The sequence below is a fragment of the Xanthomonas sp. Leaf148 genome (genome assembly GCF_001423585.1).
GTDB lineage: Bacteria > Pseudomonadota > Gammaproteobacteria > Xanthomonadales > Xanthomonadaceae > Xanthomonas.
On sequence record NZ_LMOP01000013.1, the window covers coordinates 214,494 to 232,219 of the forward strand.

Annotated in this window: 19 protein-coding genes; 18 read left to right on the forward strand and 1 reads right to left on the reverse strand. The window is 64.2% G+C overall.

The window, feature by feature from the left end:
- The 9 genes from flgJ (at position 1) to ASF90_RS20320 (ending at position 9,497) form a co-directional block, all read left to right on the forward strand.
- Positions 1-1,191, forward strand: coding sequence for a flagellar assembly peptidoglycan hydrolase FlgJ (flgJ, locus tag ASF90_RS20280; RefSeq protein ID WP_055854449.1), 1,191 nt, complete (start codon positions 1-3; stop codon positions 1,189-1,191).
- Positions 1,192-1,202: 11 nt separating this feature from the next.
- Positions 1,203-3,077 carry a flagellar hook-associated protein FlgK gene (gene flgK / locus ASF90_RS20285; protein ID WP_055854453.1) on the forward strand — a complete coding sequence of 625 codons (1,875 nt, stop codon included), beginning with the start codon at positions 1,203-1,205 and terminating at the stop codon, positions 3,075-3,077.
- Positions 3,077-4,282 (forward strand): flagellar hook-associated protein FlgL, encoded by a 1,206-nt coding sequence (flgL, locus tag ASF90_RS20290; protein ID WP_055854455.1) that lies wholly within the window; start codon positions 3,077-3,079, stop codon positions 4,280-4,282. The genes flgK and flgL overlap by 1 nt, the downstream gene beginning before the upstream one ends.
- A 318-nt stretch (positions 4,283-4,600) precedes the next feature.
- Entirely contained in the window at positions 4,601-5,800 is a 1,200-nt protein-coding gene (locus ASF90_RS20295; RefSeq protein ID WP_055854457.1) for a flagellin, read from the forward strand.
- A 236-nt stretch (positions 5,801-6,036) separates the two neighbouring features.
- On the forward strand, positions 6,037-7,362 hold the full coding sequence (fliD, locus tag ASF90_RS20300; protein WP_055854459.1) for a flagellar filament capping protein FliD: 1,326 nt from the start codon (positions 6,037-6,039) through the stop codon (positions 7,360-7,362).
- A 150-nt stretch (positions 7,363-7,512) separates the two neighbouring features.
- Positions 7,513-7,926, forward strand: a complete 414-nt coding sequence (gene fliS, locus ASF90_RS20305) for a flagellar export chaperone FliS (protein ID WP_055854461.1) — start codon at positions 7,513-7,515, stop codon at positions 7,924-7,926.
- An 8-nt stretch (positions 7,927-7,934) separates the two neighbouring features.
- Complete coding sequence (locus tag ASF90_RS20310) at positions 7,935-8,228, forward strand: hypothetical protein (protein WP_055854464.1); 294 nt, start codon at positions 7,935-7,937, stop codon at positions 8,226-8,228.
- Entirely contained in the window at positions 8,228-8,794 is a 567-nt protein-coding gene (locus ASF90_RS20315) for a PilZ domain-containing protein (RefSeq protein WP_055854467.1), read from the forward strand. The genes ASF90_RS20310 and ASF90_RS20315 overlap by 1 nt, the downstream gene beginning before the upstream one ends.
- A gap of 70 nt (positions 8,795-8,864) precedes the next feature.
- On the forward strand, positions 8,865-9,497 hold the full coding sequence (locus tag ASF90_RS20320; protein ID WP_055854470.1) for a response regulator transcription factor: 633 nt from the start codon (positions 8,865-8,867) through the stop codon (positions 9,495-9,497).
- Here the strand turns inward: ASF90_RS20320 and ASF90_RS23705 are convergent.
- Positions 9,479-9,652 carry a hypothetical protein gene (locus ASF90_RS23705; protein ID WP_156364991.1) on the reverse strand — a complete coding sequence of 58 codons (174 nt, stop codon included), beginning with the start codon at positions 9,650-9,652 and terminating at the stop codon, positions 9,479-9,481. The two genes, ASF90_RS20320 and ASF90_RS23705, sit on opposite strands and share 19 nt — an antisense overlap.
- A 98-nt stretch (positions 9,653-9,750) precedes the next feature.
- Between ASF90_RS23705 and rpoN the strand changes: the two genes are divergently transcribed.
- The 9 genes from rpoN (at position 9,751) to ASF90_RS20365 (ending at position 17,721) form a co-directional block, all read left to right on the forward strand.
- Positions 9,751-11,154, forward strand: coding sequence for an RNA polymerase factor sigma-54 (rpoN, locus tag ASF90_RS20325; RefSeq protein ID WP_055854472.1), 1,404 nt, complete (start codon positions 9,751-9,753; stop codon positions 11,152-11,154).
- An 8-nt stretch (positions 11,155-11,162) separates the two neighbouring features.
- A complete protein-coding gene (locus ASF90_RS20330) occupies positions 11,163-11,546 on the forward strand; it encodes a response regulator transcription factor (RefSeq protein ID WP_005997154.1) in 384 nt (127 codons plus the stop codon).
- The gene (locus tag ASF90_RS20335; RefSeq protein WP_055854474.1) at positions 11,539-13,023 is read left to right on the forward strand and encodes a sigma-54 dependent transcriptional regulator; all 1,485 of its coding nucleotides are present in this window, start codon (positions 11,539-11,541) and stop codon (positions 13,021-13,023) included. Before ASF90_RS20330 ends, ASF90_RS20335 begins: the two co-directional genes overlap by 8 nt.
- Before the next feature lie 117 nt (positions 13,024-13,140).
- Positions 13,141-14,250, forward strand: a complete 1,110-nt coding sequence (locus ASF90_RS20340; RefSeq protein WP_055854477.1) for a DegT/DnrJ/EryC1/StrS family aminotransferase — start codon at positions 13,141-13,143, stop codon at positions 14,248-14,250.
- 64 nt (positions 14,251-14,314) lie between these two features.
- Positions 14,315-14,539 carry an acyl carrier protein gene (locus tag ASF90_RS20345; protein WP_055854478.1) on the forward strand — a complete coding sequence of 75 codons (225 nt, stop codon included), beginning with the start codon at positions 14,315-14,317 and terminating at the stop codon, positions 14,537-14,539.
- Positions 14,540-14,544: 5 nt separating this feature from the next.
- Positions 14,545-15,585 (forward strand): ketoacyl-ACP synthase III, encoded by a 1,041-nt coding sequence (locus tag ASF90_RS20350; protein WP_055854481.1) that lies wholly within the window; start codon positions 14,545-14,547, stop codon positions 15,583-15,585.
- A complete protein-coding gene (locus ASF90_RS20355) occupies positions 15,582-16,346 on the forward strand; it encodes an SDR family oxidoreductase (protein ID WP_055854483.1) in 765 nt (254 codons plus the stop codon). Before ASF90_RS20350 ends, ASF90_RS20355 begins: the two co-directional genes overlap by 4 nt.
- Positions 16,343-17,080 (forward strand): SDR family oxidoreductase, encoded by a 738-nt coding sequence (locus tag ASF90_RS20360; protein ID WP_055854486.1) that lies wholly within the window; start codon positions 16,343-16,345, stop codon positions 17,078-17,080. The genes ASF90_RS20355 and ASF90_RS20360 overlap by 4 nt, the downstream gene beginning before the upstream one ends.
- Entirely contained in the window at positions 17,077-17,721 is a 645-nt protein-coding gene (locus ASF90_RS20365; protein WP_055854489.1) for a NeuD/PglB/VioB family sugar acetyltransferase, read from the forward strand. The genes ASF90_RS20360 and ASF90_RS20365 overlap by 4 nt, the downstream gene beginning before the upstream one ends.
- The last annotated feature ends 5 nt before the right edge of the window (positions 17,722-17,726 follow it).

Here is a 17,726-nt window from a genome sequence, read left to right on the forward strand (position 1 = left end):
ATGCGTATCGCAGCCTCGCCCATTGATCTCAACCCGAGCACCAAGGCCGATCCCGCAAAGATCGACAAGGTCTCACGTCAGCTCGAAGGCCAGTTCGCGCAGATGCTGGTCAAGAGCATGCGCGATGCCAGCTCCGGCGACCCGATGTTTCCTGGCGAAAACCAGATGTTCCGCGAGATGTACGACCAGCAGATGGCCAAGGCGCTGACCGAAGGCAAGGGACTGGGCCTGTCGGCGATGATCTCCAAGCAGTTGAGTGGCGACACTGGCGGCCCGGCGTTGAACACCTCGCTGAGCACCGCCGAAGCGGCCAAGGCCTATGCCCTGGTCGCCGGCAAGCGCGATGCATCGCTGCCATTGCCTGCCCGCGACGGCGCGGCAACCAGCGTCGGTGCGAGCCTCGGCACAGCTGTCGGCGCCGCGGCAGGCATCGGCGCAGGCGGCCTGACCGGTATCGGCATGAGCCAGGTGCTGGATCTGATCGCCGGGCGCAGCGGCGGCAGCGATGCTGGAAGCGACGACGCGGCCGCGCTGAGCTGGCCGTCGGCCAACGATCGCTGGTCCGATGTGGCCGCCAGCGACGCCGCCGACGCCAATACCGCCGTCAACGCAAGCGCGGCCAGCACTGCCGCTGCCAGCCTGGGCGAGCGCACGCCGGAAGGCTTTGTCGCCAAGATCTGGACGCACGCACAGAAAGCCGCGCGCGAACTCGGTGTGGACCCGCGTGCGCTGGTCGCACAGGCCGCGCTGGAAACCGGCTGGGGGCGGCGCGGCATCGGCAACGGTGGCGATTCCAACAACCTGTTCGGCATCAAGGCGACCGGCTGGAGTGGCAACAAGGTCACCACCGGCACCCACGAATACGTCAACGGCGTCAAAACCACCGAAACCGCTGACTTCCGCGCCTATGGCTCGGCCGAAGAGAGCTTTGCCGACTACGTGCGCCTGCTGAAAAACAACAGCCGCTACCAATCCGCGTTGCAGGCCGGCACCGATATCAAGGGTTTTGCACGCGGCTTGCAACAGGCTGGTTACGCCACCGATCCGGGCTACGCAGCCAAGATCGCGGCGATCGCCAACGGCCCGACCATCGACCGTGCGGTCGCCGCCATCGGCAACGCAGCGGCAGATCTGTCCAACCGTTACGCCAGCACCGCCGAGCCTGCCGGGCTTGGCACCATCCGTCGTTGAGGTAAACGCCCATGTCCATCATGTCCACCGGGACCAGCGCGCTGATCGCCTTCCAACGGGCGTTGTCGACTGTTAGCCATAACGTCGCCAACATCAATACCGAAGGCTACAGCCGCCAACGCGTGGAATTTGCAACGCGCACGCCCACCGACATGGGCTACGCGTTCGTGGGCAATGGCGCCAAGATCACCGATGTAGGCCGGGTGGCGGACCAGCTGGCCATCTCGCGCCTGCTCGACAGCGGCGGCGAACTCTCGCGCCTGCAGCAGCTGTCGTCGCTGTCCAACCGCGTCGACGCGCTGTATTCCAACACTGCCACCAACGTGGCCGGGCTGTGGTCGAACTTCTTCGATTCCACCAGCGCGGTGTCGTCCAATGCCTCCTCCACCGCCGAGCGCCAGAGCATGCTCGACAGCGGCAACTCGCTGGCGACGCGTTTCAAGCAGCTCAACGGGCAGATGGACAGCCTGAGCAACGAGGTCAACAGCGGATTGACGTCCTCGGTGGACGAAGTCAACCGTTTGACGCAGCAGATCGCCAAGCTCAACGGCACCATCGGCAATAGCGCGGCCAACGCTGCGCCGGACATGCTCGATCAGCGCGATGCGCTGGTGAGCAAACTGGTGGGCTACACCGGCGGCACCGCGGTGATCCAGGATGGCGGCTTCATGAATGTCTTCACCGCCGGCGGCCAAGCGCTGGTGGTGGGGACGACCTCGTCCAAGCTCACCACCGTCGCCGATCCGTACCAGCCGACCAAGCTGCAGGTGGCGATGCAGACCCAGGGGCAGAACGTCAGCCTCAGCGCCAATTCGCTAGGCGGGCAGATCGGCGGCCTGTTGGAATTCCGCAGCAGCGTGCTGGAGCCGACCCAGGCCGAACTGGGCCGCCTTGCAGTGGGCATGGCCAGCACCTTCAACGCCGGTCACGCCCAGGGTATGGACCTGTACGGCGCGATGGGCGGCAACTTCTTCAACATCGGCTCGCCCACCACTGCGGCCAACCCGAGCAATACCGGCACCGCTTCGCTGACCGCCAGTTTCAGCAACATGTCGGCCGTGGACGGGCAGAACGTCACGCTCAGCTTCGATGGCACCGCGTGGAAAGCCACCAGCGCCAGCACCGGCGCGGCCGTGCCGATGACCGGCACCGGGACCGCTGCCAACCCGCTGGTGCTCAATGGCGTGAGCATGGTGGTCGGCGGCACGCCGGCCAGCGGCGACAAATTCCTGCTGCAGCCCACTTCCGGGCTGGCCGGCACCGTGGCGGTGGCCATCACCGACCCGTCGCGCATTGCTGCAGCGACGCCGGTCAAGGCCACCGCCACCGTCGCCAACCTGGGCTCCGGCAAGATCAGCGACGTCAAGATCACCAATGCGCAGAACCCGGCGCTGCTGACACCGTCGTCGGTGGAGTTCATCGATGCCAACCAATACACCATCGACGGCGCCGGCCCGTTCGCCTACACCCCCGGCCAGACCATCAGCGCCAACGGCTGGAGCTTCGCGCTGGATGGCGCGCCCAAGGCTGGCGACACGTTTGGCGTCGGTCCGACAGGCGCCGGCTCCAGCGACAACGGCAATGCCAAGTTGCTGGCCAAGATCGACGATGCCAAAGCGCTCAGCGGCGGCACGGTCACGCTCAACGGCGCGCTGTCGGGCCTGACCACCTCGGTGGGCTCGGCCGCGCGTGCGGCCGATTACGCCGCCGACGCGCAGAAGGTCATCAACGACCAGGCGCAGGCCAGTCGCGATTCGATTTCCGGCGTCAACCTCGATGAGGAAGCCGCCAACATGCTCAAGCTGCAGCAGGCCTATCAGGCGGCCGCACAGATGATCTCCACCGCCGACACCATCTTCCAAGCCATCCTGGGCGCCGTACGCTGATGACCGACCGTATCTCCACCAGCATGATGTACAGCCAGTCGATCGCCTCGATGGGCGCCAAGCAGACGCGGCTGAACCAGCTCGAATCGCAGCTGTCCAGCGGGCAGCGCCTGGTGACCGCCAAGGACGATCCGGTCGCCGCCGGCACTGCCGTGGGCCTGGATCGCGCGCTGGCCGCGATTACCCGCTTCGGCGAAAACGCCAACAACGTGCAGAACCGCCTGGGCCTGCAGGAAAACGCGCTCTCGCAAGCCGGCGACAAAATGGCGCGCGTCACCGAACTGGCGGTGCAGGCCAACAACTCCTCGCTCAGCCCCGACGACCGCAAGGCGATCGCATCGGAACTGACCGCGTTGCGCGACAGCATGGTGAGCCTGGCCAACAGCACCGACGGCACCGGGCGCTATCTGTTCGGCGGCAGCGCCGATGGCAGCGCACCGTTTATCAAGAGCAATGGCGGCGTCGTCTATAACGGCGACCAGACCCAGAAGCAGGTCGAAGTGGCGCCGGACACCTTTGTCAGCGACACCCTGCCCGGCAGCGAAATCTTCATGCGCATCCGCACCGGCGACGGCACCGTGGACGCGCACCCTTCCAACGCCAATACCGGCACCGGGCTATTGCTGGATTTCAGCCGCGATGCCAGTACCGGCAGCTGGAACGGCGGCAGCTACAGCGTGCAGTTCACCGCCGCCGACACCTACGAGGTGCGCGACAGCACCAATGCAGTGGTCAGCACTGGTACTTATAAGGATGGCGACGACATCACTGCGGCCGGCGTGCGCATGCGCATCAGCGGCGCACCGGCGGTCGGCGACAGTTTCCAGATCGGCGCCTCCACCACCAAGGACGTGTTCTCCACCATTGACGATCTGGTTGGCGCGCTCAATTCCGACACGCTGACCAAGCCGCAGAAGGCAGCGATGATCAATACGCTGCAGACGTCCATGCGCGACATCGCGCAGGCCTCGTCGAAGATGATCGACGCGCGCGCCTCTGGCGGCGCGCAGTTGTCGGCCATCGACAATGCCAACTCCTTGCTCGAATCCAACGAAGTCACGCTCAAGACCACTCTGTCGTCGATCCGCGATCTGGACTACGCCTCGGCGATTGGGCAGTACGAACTCGAGAAGGCCTCCTTGCAGGCCGCTCAGACCATTTTTCAGCAGATGCAGTCGTCGTCCTTGTTCAACATGATCCGCTAATTTGCAGCAGAAAACCTGCGTTTTCTTCGCTCCTGCGCGTGAGCACTTGCGCAGGCGGACGGAGTTTATTTTTCAAAGAGTTATACCAACGCTAAAGATTTAAGGGGTGCTGCCGAATAAACCAAACCCCTTGATACACAACGCTTACGCATTTCGTCCCGCAGCAGAAAAACAGTAAAAAAATACTGAATTTCGCTAAAGGTTCCCGACGCAACGCCGTTATTCATCTCAGCAGCGGCAACGGCCAACTTGATGGCCCCCCTGCGGAGGCTCCGGGCAAGTCCCCCTTGCCGGAAAAATCGCTTAGGAGAAATCAAAATGGCACAGGTAATCAACACCAACGTAATGTCGCTGAACGCTCAGCGTAACCTCACCACCAGCAGCGCCAGCATGTCGACGAGCATCCAGCGTCTGTCGTCGGGCCTGCGCATCAACAGCGCCAAGGACGACGCCGCCGGTCTGGCGATCTCCGAGCGTTTCACCACGCAGATCCGCGGCCTGGACGTTGCCTCGCGCAACGCCAACGACGGTATCTCGCTGGCCCAGACCGCTGAAGGCGCGATGGTCGAAATCGGCAGCAACTTGCAGCGTATCCGCGAGCTGTCGGTGCAGTCGTCCAACGCCACCAACTCGGCCACCGACCGCGACGCGCTGAACTCCGAAGTCAAGCAGCTCACCGCTGAAATCGACCGCGTTGCCAACCAGACCAACTTCAACGGCACCAAGCTGTTGAACGGCGACTTCTCCGGCGCGCTGTTCCAGGTCGGCGCCGACGCTGGCCAGACCATCGGCATCAACAGCATCGTCGACGCCAATGTCGATTCGCTGGGCAAGGCCAACTTCGCTGCCGCCGTCTCCGCCGCCGGCGTGACCGGTACCGCCACCGCTTCTGGTTCGGTCAGCGGCATCAGCCTGTCGTTCAATGACGCCAGTGGTTCGGCCAAGAGCGTCACCATCGCCGACGTCAAGGTCGCTTCGGGCGACACCGCTGCCGATGTGAACAAGAAGGTTGCTGCGGCGATCAACGACAAGCTGGACCAGACCGGCATGTATGCCTCGATCAAGAGCGACGGCTCGGTGCAGATCGAATCGCTGAAGGCCGGCCAGGACTTCACGTCGCTGTCCGCTGGTACCTCCAGCGCCACCGGCATCACCGTCGGCTCCGGCATCACCACCGCCTCGGCCGCTTCCGGCACCACCGCTTCGACCCTGAGCAGCCTGGATATCTCCACGTTCTCCGGCTCGCAGAAGGCCCTGGAAATCGTCGACAAGGCGCTGACCGCGGTCAACTCCTCGCGCGCCGACATGGGTGCGGTGCAGAACCGCTTCACCTCCACCATCGCCAACCTGAGCGCAACCTCGGAAAACCTGTCGGCCTCGCGTAGCCGTATCCGCGACACCGACTACGCCAAGGAAACCGCCGAGCTGACCCGCACGCAGATCCTGCAGCAGGCCGGTACCGCGATGCTGGCCCAGGCCAAGTCGGTTCCGCAGAACGTGCTGAGCCTGCTGCAGTAACTTGCCGCAGTCGTTCAGAAGCGCTTCGCAGCAAATTAAAAGCCCCTCTTCGGAGGGGCTTTTTTGTGGGTGCGGGTTTTTTGACGCCGGTCGTTTGGCGCGGCCGGCACGGAAGTTGCATCCGCTTGGTGGTCAACAAGACGCGTCGGCGCCGCTAAAGTCCTCCCGGATGCGGCCGATACCCGTCTCGTAATCCCATGCATCCGCTGTCCGGATGCCCAGACGAGGAATGCAACATGGCATCGGTGATCAGTACGTCCGGCTCCGGGCTGGATATCCCCACCGTGGTGTCCACCCTGGTATCCCGTCAGAAGGATCCGGAGCAGGCGCGCATCAACAAGGCCGGCACCGCAGCGACCACGCAGCTGTCGGCCATCAGTCAGATCAAGAGCAGCATGACCACGCTCAAGTCTGCGCTGGACAAGGTTGTCAGCAGTGCCGATACCAACGCCTACAAGGCGACGGTCCCGACCGATGCCGGCTTCACCGCCACCACCACCAGCTCGGCCGCGCCCGGTAACTATTCGGTGGAAGTGGTCTCGCTGGCCGCGTCGCAGAAACTGGCCTCCGGCGCATTCACCGCCGATGCCACGGTCGGCAGCGGCACGCTGACGATCGGCTACGGCGACCAGAGCGTTACCGTCGACATCAGCGGCACCGACAAGCTCACCGACATCGCTGCAGCCATCAACAAGGCCGCCGGCGGCAAGGGCGTCACCGCCAGCGTGGTGACCGCCAACGATGGCCAGCACCTGGTCTTCAACGCGGTCGACTCCGGCACCAAGGGGGCGCTGACCGTCAGTGCCAGCGACCCGAGCTTGAACAGCCTCACCTTCGGCGCCGGTGTCACCGGCGGCCTGACACAGCAGGTGGCCGCCGCCGACGCGCTGGTGCGCGTGGACGGCTTCGAGCGCACCTCCAGCTCCAACACCATCAGCGACATCGTGCCAGGCGTGGTGCTCAACCTGACCAAGGCCGCCGAAGGCACCAAGTTCAACCTGGGCGTCGCCGCCGACACCAGCGGCCTCAAGGCCAATCTGACTGCGTACGCCGCCGCCTACAACACTGCCAACACCTTGCTGGCCAAGAGCAGCGCCTACGACGCCACCACCAAGACCGCCTCGGCACTGACCGGCGACTCACTTGTGCGTGGCCTGCAGCAGCAGTTGCGCGGCCAGGTCAGCGGCAACGTCAACGAGCTCAAGTCGCTGGGCCTGACCATCGACAAGGATGGGGTGATGAGCTTCGACGGTGCCAAGTTCGACACCGCCATCGCCTCCGACGGCGGCGCTGCCGCCGAGGTGCTCGGCAAGGACAGCAAGTTCGGCTCCGGCATGACCAAGCTGCTGGACAGCAACGTCAACGCCAACAACGGCACCTTGACCCTGCGCTCGGACAGCTTGAACAAGACCATCAAGGGCTATGAGGCCGACCTGGACGATCTGGACGCACGCATGACCAAGCTGACCGATCGTTACACCGCGCAGTTCACCGCGATGGAAACCATGATCAGCAAGCTGCAGAGCAGCGCCAGTTCGCTCAGCAGTCTGTTGAACAGCTGATTTCCGTGATGCCGATCCTCAAGTCCCGCAAGGGTCTTGCCGATACAAGAAGGGCCTATCGTGATTTCGGCCTTGCCTTCTGGCAGGAGCGTCGTCGCAGGAGCACAGCGCTCCGGGACCAGCGAAGGTCAGCCCATTGAGGAGTCATCCATGTACGGTTCCAATCGTCAATATGCCGAGCAATACCGCAAGGTCGGCGTGTCCACCAGCGTGACCGAAGCCGACCCGCACAAGCTGGTGTCGCTGCTGTTCGCTGGCGCCTGCCAGCGCATCCGTCTGGCTCAGGCCTGCCTGGCGCAGGGCGACCAGGCGCGCAAGGGCAAGGCCATTGGCGAAGCCTGCGCGATCGTCGGTCATTTGAACGGCTCGCTCGATCACGAAGCCGGTGGCGAGATCGCTGGTAACCTGTCGGCCTTGTACGACTACGTCATGCAGCGTCTGACCGCCGCCAACCTGCACAACGACGAGACTGCGTTGACCGAAGCGCTGGAGTTGCTCAGCGAAATCGACTCGGCGTGGAACTCCATCCCCCTCGAACAACGCGGCCTCGCTGCGGTTTCCTGAGTCCAGCCATGCATAACGCGCAAAGCCTTCAAGCCGAAATCGCCGATCTCCGCCTCGCCATGGCGCAAGAGGACTTCGAGGCGATGCCGTTCCTGCTCGACAGCCATGACCTGCACCTGCGCGAGTATGCGCAGCACGTGGATCTAAGCCAGGACCGCGACGCGCTGCAGACCTTGCAGACGATGCAGCAGGACTTGATGCGGATGATGCTCGACCGTCGCCGCAAGCTGCTGGACCTGATCCGCGCGCAGCGCACCTCGTCGTCGGCCAGCCTCGCCTACGCCCGGGTCGGCCGGATCTGATGACCGCGCTCGGCACACTCGCGCCATCCGCCGATGCCGAGCTGTTTGCCGACACGCTTAGTTGCGAATTGCGTCTGCCGGCCGGGTTCCATGCCGGTGCCGACGCCGGCTCGCACAGCGCCGCAGAAACCCTGCTGCGCAGCCTAGGCCAGGTCGAAGACCTGCGTAGCGAAGAAACCAGCGAAGACCGGGGCGAACTGCCGCTGCTGGTGCAACGCATGGATGCCAAGCTCGATCTGATGCTGGCACTGATCGGCCGCCTGGTCCGCCAGGGCGACAGTGGCCTGATCCAGAATGTGGTGCATTGGTCGGTCCGCGGCATCCGCTTGAATTGCGCAACCAGCCATGCGCCGGGCACCGCGGGCAGTGTCTGCCTGCAGCCATCCGACTGGCTTCCTGAATTGGTACAGCTTCCTGCCGAGGTGCTGGCAAGCGCCAGCGATGGTCACGATCAGTGGCTGTGGCTGCGGTTCGCGCCCCTGTCGCCGGGTTTGCAGGACGCCCTGGAACGTCATTTGTTTCGTTTACATCGCCGTCAGATCGCCGACGCCCGCCGCCAGCGCTGATCCCGCTAGTTGGCGCCAGACGCCGGGTCGGCTAAGGTGCCCCATACCGAAAAAAGGTCTCATCTGCGCCGTGCGAGTCATCATCGTCGACGATCACACCCTTGTCCGTGCAGGCCTGTCCAGGCTGCTGCAAACCTTCGCCGGCATCGATGTCGTCGCTGAGGCCAGCAACGCGCAACAAGCCCTGGATATGACATCCCTGCATCGCCCGGATCTGGTGCTGATGGACCTGTCCCTGCCCGGCCGTAGCGGTCTTGATGCCATGACCGACGTGCTGCGCGCTGCGCCGCGCACGCATGTGGTGATGATGTCGATGCACGACGACCCGGTGCACGTGCGCGATGCGCTCGATCGCGGCGCGGTCGGTTTCGTGGTCAAGGACGCCGCACCGCTGGAGCTGGAACTGGCGCTGCGTGCCGCCGCTGCGGGCCAGGTGTTCTTGAGCCCGCAGATCTCGTCCAAGATGATCGCGCCGATGCTGGGCCGCGAAAAACCGGTCGGTATTGCCGCGCTGTCCCCGCGTCAGCGCGAAATCCTGCGTGAGATCGGCCGCGGACAGAGCAACAAGGAAATTGCCGCCGACCTGGGCATCAGCGTCAAAACGGTCGAAACCCATCGCGCGCGCATGATGGAATCGCTGGGCTGTCGTCGCGCCAACGACCTGGTCCTGCTCGCCGCCAAGCATCACAACGAACTGGTCTGAGCGATTGCAGCCGCAATCGCCGTATCGGTCATTCGAAGTACCCGGCGCGGCCCGCACAGGGCCGCCGCGACGAAAACAGTGACGGAATTCCGGCGGGCACGCTTGAGCTCGCCCTTCATGTCAGGGAGTTCCTGACAGACTGTCAGGAAAATCATGAGTCACCTCACCTGACTCCCTGATTAGAAACCCGTCGCTTTGTCCTGCAAGATGCGTTCCATCGCTGCTGCATGCAGCGCCCTTCGGAAGCGCTTCCATGAAGACGACCATTTCCGCCCAGCTTGGCCAGCAACTGCACCTCACCCCGCAGTTGTTGCAGTCGATCCGTCTGTTGCAATTGGACGGCATGCAGTTGGAACTGGAAATCCGTCGTGCCCTGGAAACAAATCCGTTGCTGGAGTTGGAAGAGCTGGCCGATAACGGGGATGAGGCCACCACCAACGACGATGGCGCCGGCGATATCGCTGCGTTCGATGAGCTGCCGGAAAGCACGATGTGGGACGTGCAGAGCAGCAGTTGGAACGATGGCGACGACGACCGCATGCAGCGCGTGGCCGCCGGCGAGTCCACCGACCCGCATGTGCGCATCCTGCGCGAACTGGCGCTGGACCTGGACGAGGCCGCTTTGGGGGCCGCCGCGTTCTGGTTGGAGCAGACCGATGACGCGGGGTATCTGACCGAGGCGCTGTCGACGCTGCAGCAGCTTGGCGCCACCCGCCTGGGTATGACCGTTGAGGCAGTGGAAGCGATCCGTCAGCGCCTGCTGCACGGCGACCCGGCCGGGCTGGCCGCCTGCGACCTGCGCGAGTGCCTGCAAGCCCAGTTGAACGCCCTGCCCGGCCGCGTCCCGGCTCGTCATCTGGCTGCGCGCATCCTGTCCGGCGATCTGGATCTGCTGGCCAGCCACGACTACGCGCTGCTGGCGCGTGCGCACGATGCCGAAGTGGACGATGCGCGCGAAGCGGTGCGGCTGATCCTGTCGCTGCAACCGCGCCCGGGCGACGACCTGCTGCAGGAAAGCAACGCCAGCGTGATTCCGGATGTGCTCGCCTGGCATGCCGATGGCAGCTGGCGCGTGGCGTTGAATCCGGCCACCACGCACCGCGTCAGCATCAACCCGGTACACGAACGCGCATTGGCCGAGGCCGGCGATGCCGCGCAGCCGCTGCGCGACATGCTGCAGGAAGCGCGCTGGCTGACCCGCGGGCTGTCGATGCGCTACGAAACCCTGCTGCGCGCCACGCGTGCGATCGTCGAACGCCAGGCCGCCTTCCTGGCGCGCGGCGAAGAAGCGATGGCACCGCTGACATTGAAGGAAATCGCCGACGAGATTGGCATGCACGAATCGACGATTTCGCGCATTACCACCGGCAAATACCTGCAAACCCCGCGTGGCACCTTCGAACTCAAGCATTTCTTCGCCGTGCGACTGGAAGGCGCCAGCGTCTCCGGCCAGGCGGTCAAGGCCATGGTACGTCGTTTGATCGAGAGCGAGCCGGTGGGTCGCCCGCTGGCCGACGAAGCCATCGCCGGCCTGTTGTCGCGCCAGGGCGTTAATATTGCGCGAAGGACCGTGGCCAAATACCGCGAACAACTCGAGATCGCCCCGGCCCGCGAGCGCCGCCGTAATAACAAACCGCTGCTTGCGCGAGCGGGATAAGGACTACTATGAGCAAACTCACCGTGCTGCTGGTCGACGACCACGAGGGCTTCATCAACGCTGCGATGCGTCATTTTCGCAAAGTGGAGTGGCTCAACATCGTGGGCAGTGCCGCCAATGGACTGGAAGCGATCGAGCGCTCTGAGTCGCTGCGCCCCAATGTCGTGCTGATGGATCTGGCCATGCCCGAGATGGGCGGACTGCAGGCAACGCGTCTGATCAAGACGCAGGACGATCCGCCGTATATTGTCATCGCGAGCCACTTCGACGATGCCGAGCATCGTGAACACGCTCTTCGCGCGGGTGCTGACAATTTTGTCAGCAAGCTGTCCTATATCCAGGAAGTCATGCCAATCCTGGAGGGCCTGACGGAAGGAGCCAGGAATGAGTGAGTCCCGCATTCTGTTGATCGACAGTGACGCCGTGCGCGCCGAGCGCACCGTGTCGCTGCTCGAGTTCATGGACTTCAATCCCCGCTGGGTCACCGACGGCGCCGACATCAATCCTGGCCGTCACCGCCACGATGAGTGGATGGCGGTGATGGTGGGCTCGGCGCAGGACGCCGCGCAGGCCGACAAATTCTTCGACTGGCTGGCCGATGCCAAGCTGCCGCCGCCGGTGCTGTTGATGGAAGGCAGCCCGATCACGTTTGCGCAGACGCACGGCCTGCACGAAGCCAATGTCTGGGCATTGGACACCCCCCTGCGCCACGCACAGCTGGAAGCCTTGCTGCGCCGCGCCAGCCTCAAGCGCCTGGATGCCGAGCATCAGGCCGGCGTGCAGCAGGACACCGGTCCGACCGGCAACAGCGAGGCGGTCACCCGCCTGCGTCGGTTGATCGACCAGGTGGCCGCGTTCGACACCACCGTGCTGGTGCTGGGCGAATCCGGTACCGGCAAGGAAGTGGTCGCCCGCGCCATCCATCAACATTCGCCGCGCCGCGACGGGCCGTTTGTCGCAATCAATTGCGGCGCGATCCCGCCGGATCTGCTCGAAAGCGAACTCTTCGGTCACGAAAAAGGCGCCTTCACCGGCGCGCTGACCACACGCAAGGGCCGCTTCGAAATGGCCGAAGGCGGCACGTTGCTGCTGGACGAAATCGGCGACATGAGCTTGCCGATGCAGGTGAAGTTGTTGCGCGTGCTGCAGGAGCGCAGTTTCGAGCGCGTTGGCGGTGGCCAGACCATCCGCTGCAACGTGCGCGTAATCGCCGCCACCCACCGCAACCTGGAAACGCGCATCAGCGACGGGCAGTTCCGTGAGGATCTGTTCTATCGCCTCAACGTGTTCCCGATCGAAATGCCGGCGTTGCGCGAGCGCGTCGACGATCTGGCCATCCTGGTGCAGACGATTGCCGGCCAGCTGGCGCGTACCGGGCGCGGCGAAGTGCGCTTTGCCGATGAAGCCTTGCAGGCGCTGCGCAGCTACGACTGGCCGGGCAATGTGCGCGAACTGACCAACCTGGTGGAGCGCCTGGCGGTGCTGCATCCTGGTGGGCTGGTGCGCGTGCAGGACCTGCCGGCCCGCTATCGCGGCGATTTTGCATCGTCCATTCCGGTCGAGCTGCCGCCGGAACCAGCCTTTGTGGCGGCGCCCACTGACGCTGGCGCACTGCCGAGCAACGTGGTGACGCTGCAGCCCAAGACGGCCGATGCCGAACCGGCCGCTGCCGCCAGTCTGCCCGACGATGGCATCGACCTGCGTGGCCACATGGCCACCATCGAGCTGGCCTTGATCAACGAGGCCCTGGAACGCACTCAGGGCGTGGTTGCGCATGCGGCCCAGTTGCTCGGCCTGCGTCGCACCACGCTGGTGGAGAAGCTGCGCAAGTACGGCATCGACCGCGAGCAGACCGAGCTGGCGAACTGAGCGGGCCGCTGCTTCGCCAGCGCCCTCTGGCATAGCGCTTGCTTCAACAGGATCAGTCCGTCCGCAGCCACCGGTTGCGGCGGAATCCCGACATTCACCCGTCCCAGCGAGGCATTGATGCCCATCCCCGTCACCAGTCCGCTGCTGCCGCCGCTGGAAGACTTTCTGCCGTATCTGGAACGGATCTGGACCAGTCGCATCCTCAGCAACGGCGGCGAGATGCACCGTGCGCTCGAGCAGGCGCTGTGCGACTACCTGGGCGTGCCGCATCTGGCCCTGTTGACCAACGGCACCACGGCATTAATCACCGCCTTGCAGGCGCTGCGCATCACCGGCGAAGTCATCACCACGCCCTACTCCTTCGTGGCCACGGCGCACTCGTTGCTGTGGAAGAGCATCACCCCGGTGTTCGTGGATATCGACCCGGTGACGCTCAACATGGACCCGTCCAAGATCGAGGCGGCCATTACCCCGCAGACCACCGCGATCATGCCGGTGCACTGCTATGGCACCGCGTGCGACACCACTGCGATCACGCGCATCGCCGACATCTACAACCTCAAGGTGATCTACGACGCGGCGCATGCGTTCGGCGTGCGCGATGCCGGCGGTTCGATCCTGCGTCACGGCGACCTGAGCGTGTTGAGCTTTCATGCCACCAAGGTGTTCAACACTTTCGAAGGCGGCGCCATCGTGTGCCCTGATGAGAGAACCTATCAACGCATCGGGCATCTGAAAAATTTCGGCTTCGTCGACGAAACCACGGTGGTCGCACCGGGCATCAACGGCAAGATGAATGAGATCAGCGCCGCGTTCGGCCTGCTGCAACTCAAGCACATCGACGAGGCCATTGCGCAACGCGGCGCCATCGACGCGCAGTACCGGCAGCGGCTGAGCGCAGTGCGCGGCATCCGCTGCGTGGCATCGCCGCAGCATTCCAGCGCCAATCACGCGTATTTTCCGATCCTGGTGCAGGACGACTACCCGCTGTCGCGCGATGCGTTGTATCAGTTGATGCGCGAACACGGCATCCTGGTACGGCGTTACTTCTATCCGTTGATCAGCGACTTCCCGATGTATCGCGCCCTGCCCTCGTCGGCACCGGCGTGGTTACCGGTGGCGCGCTCGGTGGCCGCACAGGTGTTGTGCCTGCCGATTTTTCCCGGCTTGCATAGCGATCAGGTCGACACCATCGCCGACCTGATCGCCGGCGCACAGGCAACATGATCGCAACACGCTGCACCTGCATTTCAGACTTCCATCTCTTCAACAGGCAACCAGGCGAGATCGCATGACCCAGGCAACATTTATCGAGAACTTCCTCTCCGCCACCGACTTCCAGGAACCGGTGGAGGTCACGCTGGAGACCGTGCTGCTGGAATTGCCGGAGTGGGATTCGCTGGCCGCGCTGGGCGTGATCGTCATGTTCGACATGGAGTACGGCAAGACCATCACCGGCGAACATCTCACCACCGCCGTCACCGTGGGCGATCTCTACAAACTCACCGAGGCGTAAGCACCATGCCGACCTCCACGCTGCACAACGTCCGCTTTGCCGGCATGGCGACCTGCGTGCCCAAGCGGGTCGTGTCCAATCTCACCGACTGCCGGCCGCAGATCCGCTCCGAACGCGAGCGGCTGGTGCGCAACATCGGCATCGAGACGCGCCGCATGGCCTCGGAGTGGCAGTGCTTTTCGGACCTGGCCTTCGATGCGACGGAAGTGCTGCTGGACAAGCTGCAGTGGAAGCGCGAAGAGATCGACGCACTGATCGTGGTGACGCAATCGCCGGACTATCCGATTCCGGCCACCGCCATCATCCTGCAGGGCCGGCTCGGCCTATCGCATGCCACGGTGGCGTTCGACGTCAACCTGGGCTGCTCGGCCTACCCGTTCGGCATCAACCTGCTCGGCTCGATGATCGCTGCCGGCGGCGTCAAAAAGGGCCTGCTGCTGGTGGGCGACCGTAGCGCGAACCTGGAAGACCCGATCTTCTCCGACTCCGGCACCGCCACCGCGCTGGAGTTCAGTGCCGATGCGCCGCCAATGTATTTCGACCTCAACAGCGATGGCAGCGGCTATAAGGCGATCATCCTGCCGGTGGGTGGTCAACGCGAACCGGTTGCCATGCAGCACCTGATTCCGTTCCGCGAAGAACCCGATGGCCCCTGGCGCCGCGCAACCGACCTGATCCTGGATGGCGTGGCGGTGTTGAGCTTCTCCACTCAACGTATTCCACCGGCGGTGCAGAAGCTGCTCGACTACACCGGCGTTTCCAAGGATGAGATCGATTACTTTGTGTTCCATCAAGCCAACCGGATGATCAACGAGACCATTCGCAAGAAGCTCGGCCTTCCGGTGGAAAAGGTGCCCTCCACGTTGCGTGATTTCGGCAACTCCAGCGGCGCGTCGCTGCCAGTTACCATGAGCGCGCGCATTAACAAGGAACTCGAAGCTGGCCCCAAGCGCGTGCTGCTGTGCGGCTTCGGCATCGGGCTGTCGTGGGGCACTTGCCTGCTCGACATCGAAGGAGCCGTTTTTCCGGATGTGATTGAATCGTGAGTATTGCCCCAGACCCGTTCTCGCTCGCCGGCAAACGCATCCTCGTCACCGGTGCCTCCTCGGGTATCGGCCGCCAGATCGCTATTTCCTGCGCCGAACTGGGTGCCCATTTGGCGATCAGCGGACGCGACCTTGCGCGACTAACGTCCACCCTGGAGGTGTTGCCGGGCGACGGGCACGTGGCAATTGCGGCAGACCTTGACCGGCAGGAGGACATCGATCGCTTGGTATCCGAAGTCGGCGTCTTGGACGGGATGGCGCACGCGGCCGGGATTTCCCGACTAGTCCCGCTGCGCCTGGTCAATCGGACGCATTTGGACGACATTTTTTCCAGCAACACATTCGCACCGATGCTGCTGACTCGTGGCCTGCTGGCGAAGAAGCGCATCGCCGCGAACGGCTCGCTGGTGTTCGTCGCTTCGGTCGCTTCGCACATCGGGCCGATGGCGAGCAGCGCCTACGCAGCCAGCAAGAGCGCCCTGCTCGGCATGGTGAGATCGCTGGCGCAGGAAGTTGCCAAAAGCGGCATTCGCGCCAACTGTATCGCCCCGGGTTACGTGCGCACGCCGCTGCTAGATGGCTTGCAGGGTAGCGGCGGCAACATGGAAGGGCTGTTCGAACTGACACCACTTGGCATGGGCGAGCCGGAGGACGTCGCCTACGCCGCCACGTTCCTGCTGGCCGATGCGAGCCGCTGGATTACGCGTAACTATTTCGTCGTGGACGGCGGCCTCACCGTGCCGATGGATATCTACGCATGAACACGCCCGCACGCAACGCGTTTTCGCTCGAGGGCAAGACAATCCTGGTGACGGGAGCGTCGTCGGGACTGGGTCGGCAGATCGCTATCGCCTGCGCACAGCGAGGCGCCCGTATCGTTCTCGCTGGCCGCGACAAAGACCGCCTCGCACACACCCACGCGCAGTTGCAGGGAACGGGCCACGTTGGTGTGCTCGGCGACCTGACCAGCGCCGCCGATCGCGAGACACTGGCAGTTGCGGCTGGCGCGACGGTACATGGCGTGGTGCACTGCGCTGGCATGCAGAAGCACTGTCCGATCCGGCAACTGACCGAGGCGGCGATGACCGAGATGTACACGGTCAACTTTCTCGCTCCGGTGATGCTGACGCAGCGCCTGCTGCAAGCAAATGCCATCGCCCCGCAGGGCTCGATCGTGTTTATGCTGTCCACTGCCGCGCACCTAGGCACGCGCGGCGTGGGGCCGTATTCGGCGATGAAGGCTGGCCTTATCGGCATCATCAAGTGTCTGGCTCTGGAACAGGCCAAGCGCAGAATCCGGGTCAACGGCATTTCCCCGTCGGCCGTGGCCACGCCGATGTGGGGCGCCGACCAGCTTGAGGCGCAGAAGGCGCGGCATCCGCTGGGCCTGGGGGAGCCGCAAGACGTGGCCAACGCAGCCGTCTACCTGCTAGCCGACGCCAGCCGCTGGGTCACTGGAACCAGCCTGGTTATGGACGGTGGCGCGATCCTATGACTCATCCAGTTTTGATTGTTGGCGCCGGCGGATGGGGTCGCGAGGTCCTGGCGCAGATGCAGGGCGATCCGGCGTGCGGAACGCAGTGGCATCCGGTGGGCTTTCTGGACACGCGCCCCCAGATGCTGGACGGTCTTAGCTGCGAGCTCGCCATTGTCGGCAGCCCGCTAGCGTACCAGCCACAGGACGAAGAACGATTCGTCTGCGCGATCGGCGATCCGCATTCGCGCCAGCGCTACGCGCAGCCATTGCTGGCGCAAGGCGCGCAATTCATTCCGATCATTACCGGCGCCTTCCTGAGCCCCCGCGTTCACATCGGCCAGGGCTGCTTCCTGAGCCATCGCGTACAGCTCAGCCCCGACGTGTGGCTGGGCGACTTCGCCAACGTGCATGCCAATACCATGCTCGGGCACGACGTCCATGTCGGTGATTACGCGCAGATCGGGGCGATGACCTTCGTCGGCGGCGGCGCGCGAATCGGTAAGCACGCCATCGTGCACCCACATGCCACCATCCTGCCCGGCATCCATATCGGCGACAGCGCCGTCGTCGGCGCCGGTGCGGTCGTGGTGAAGGACGTGCCGGCAGGCGCCAGCGTATTCGGCAACCCTGCCCGAGTCATTTACCACAAGGATTCCTGAGGAAG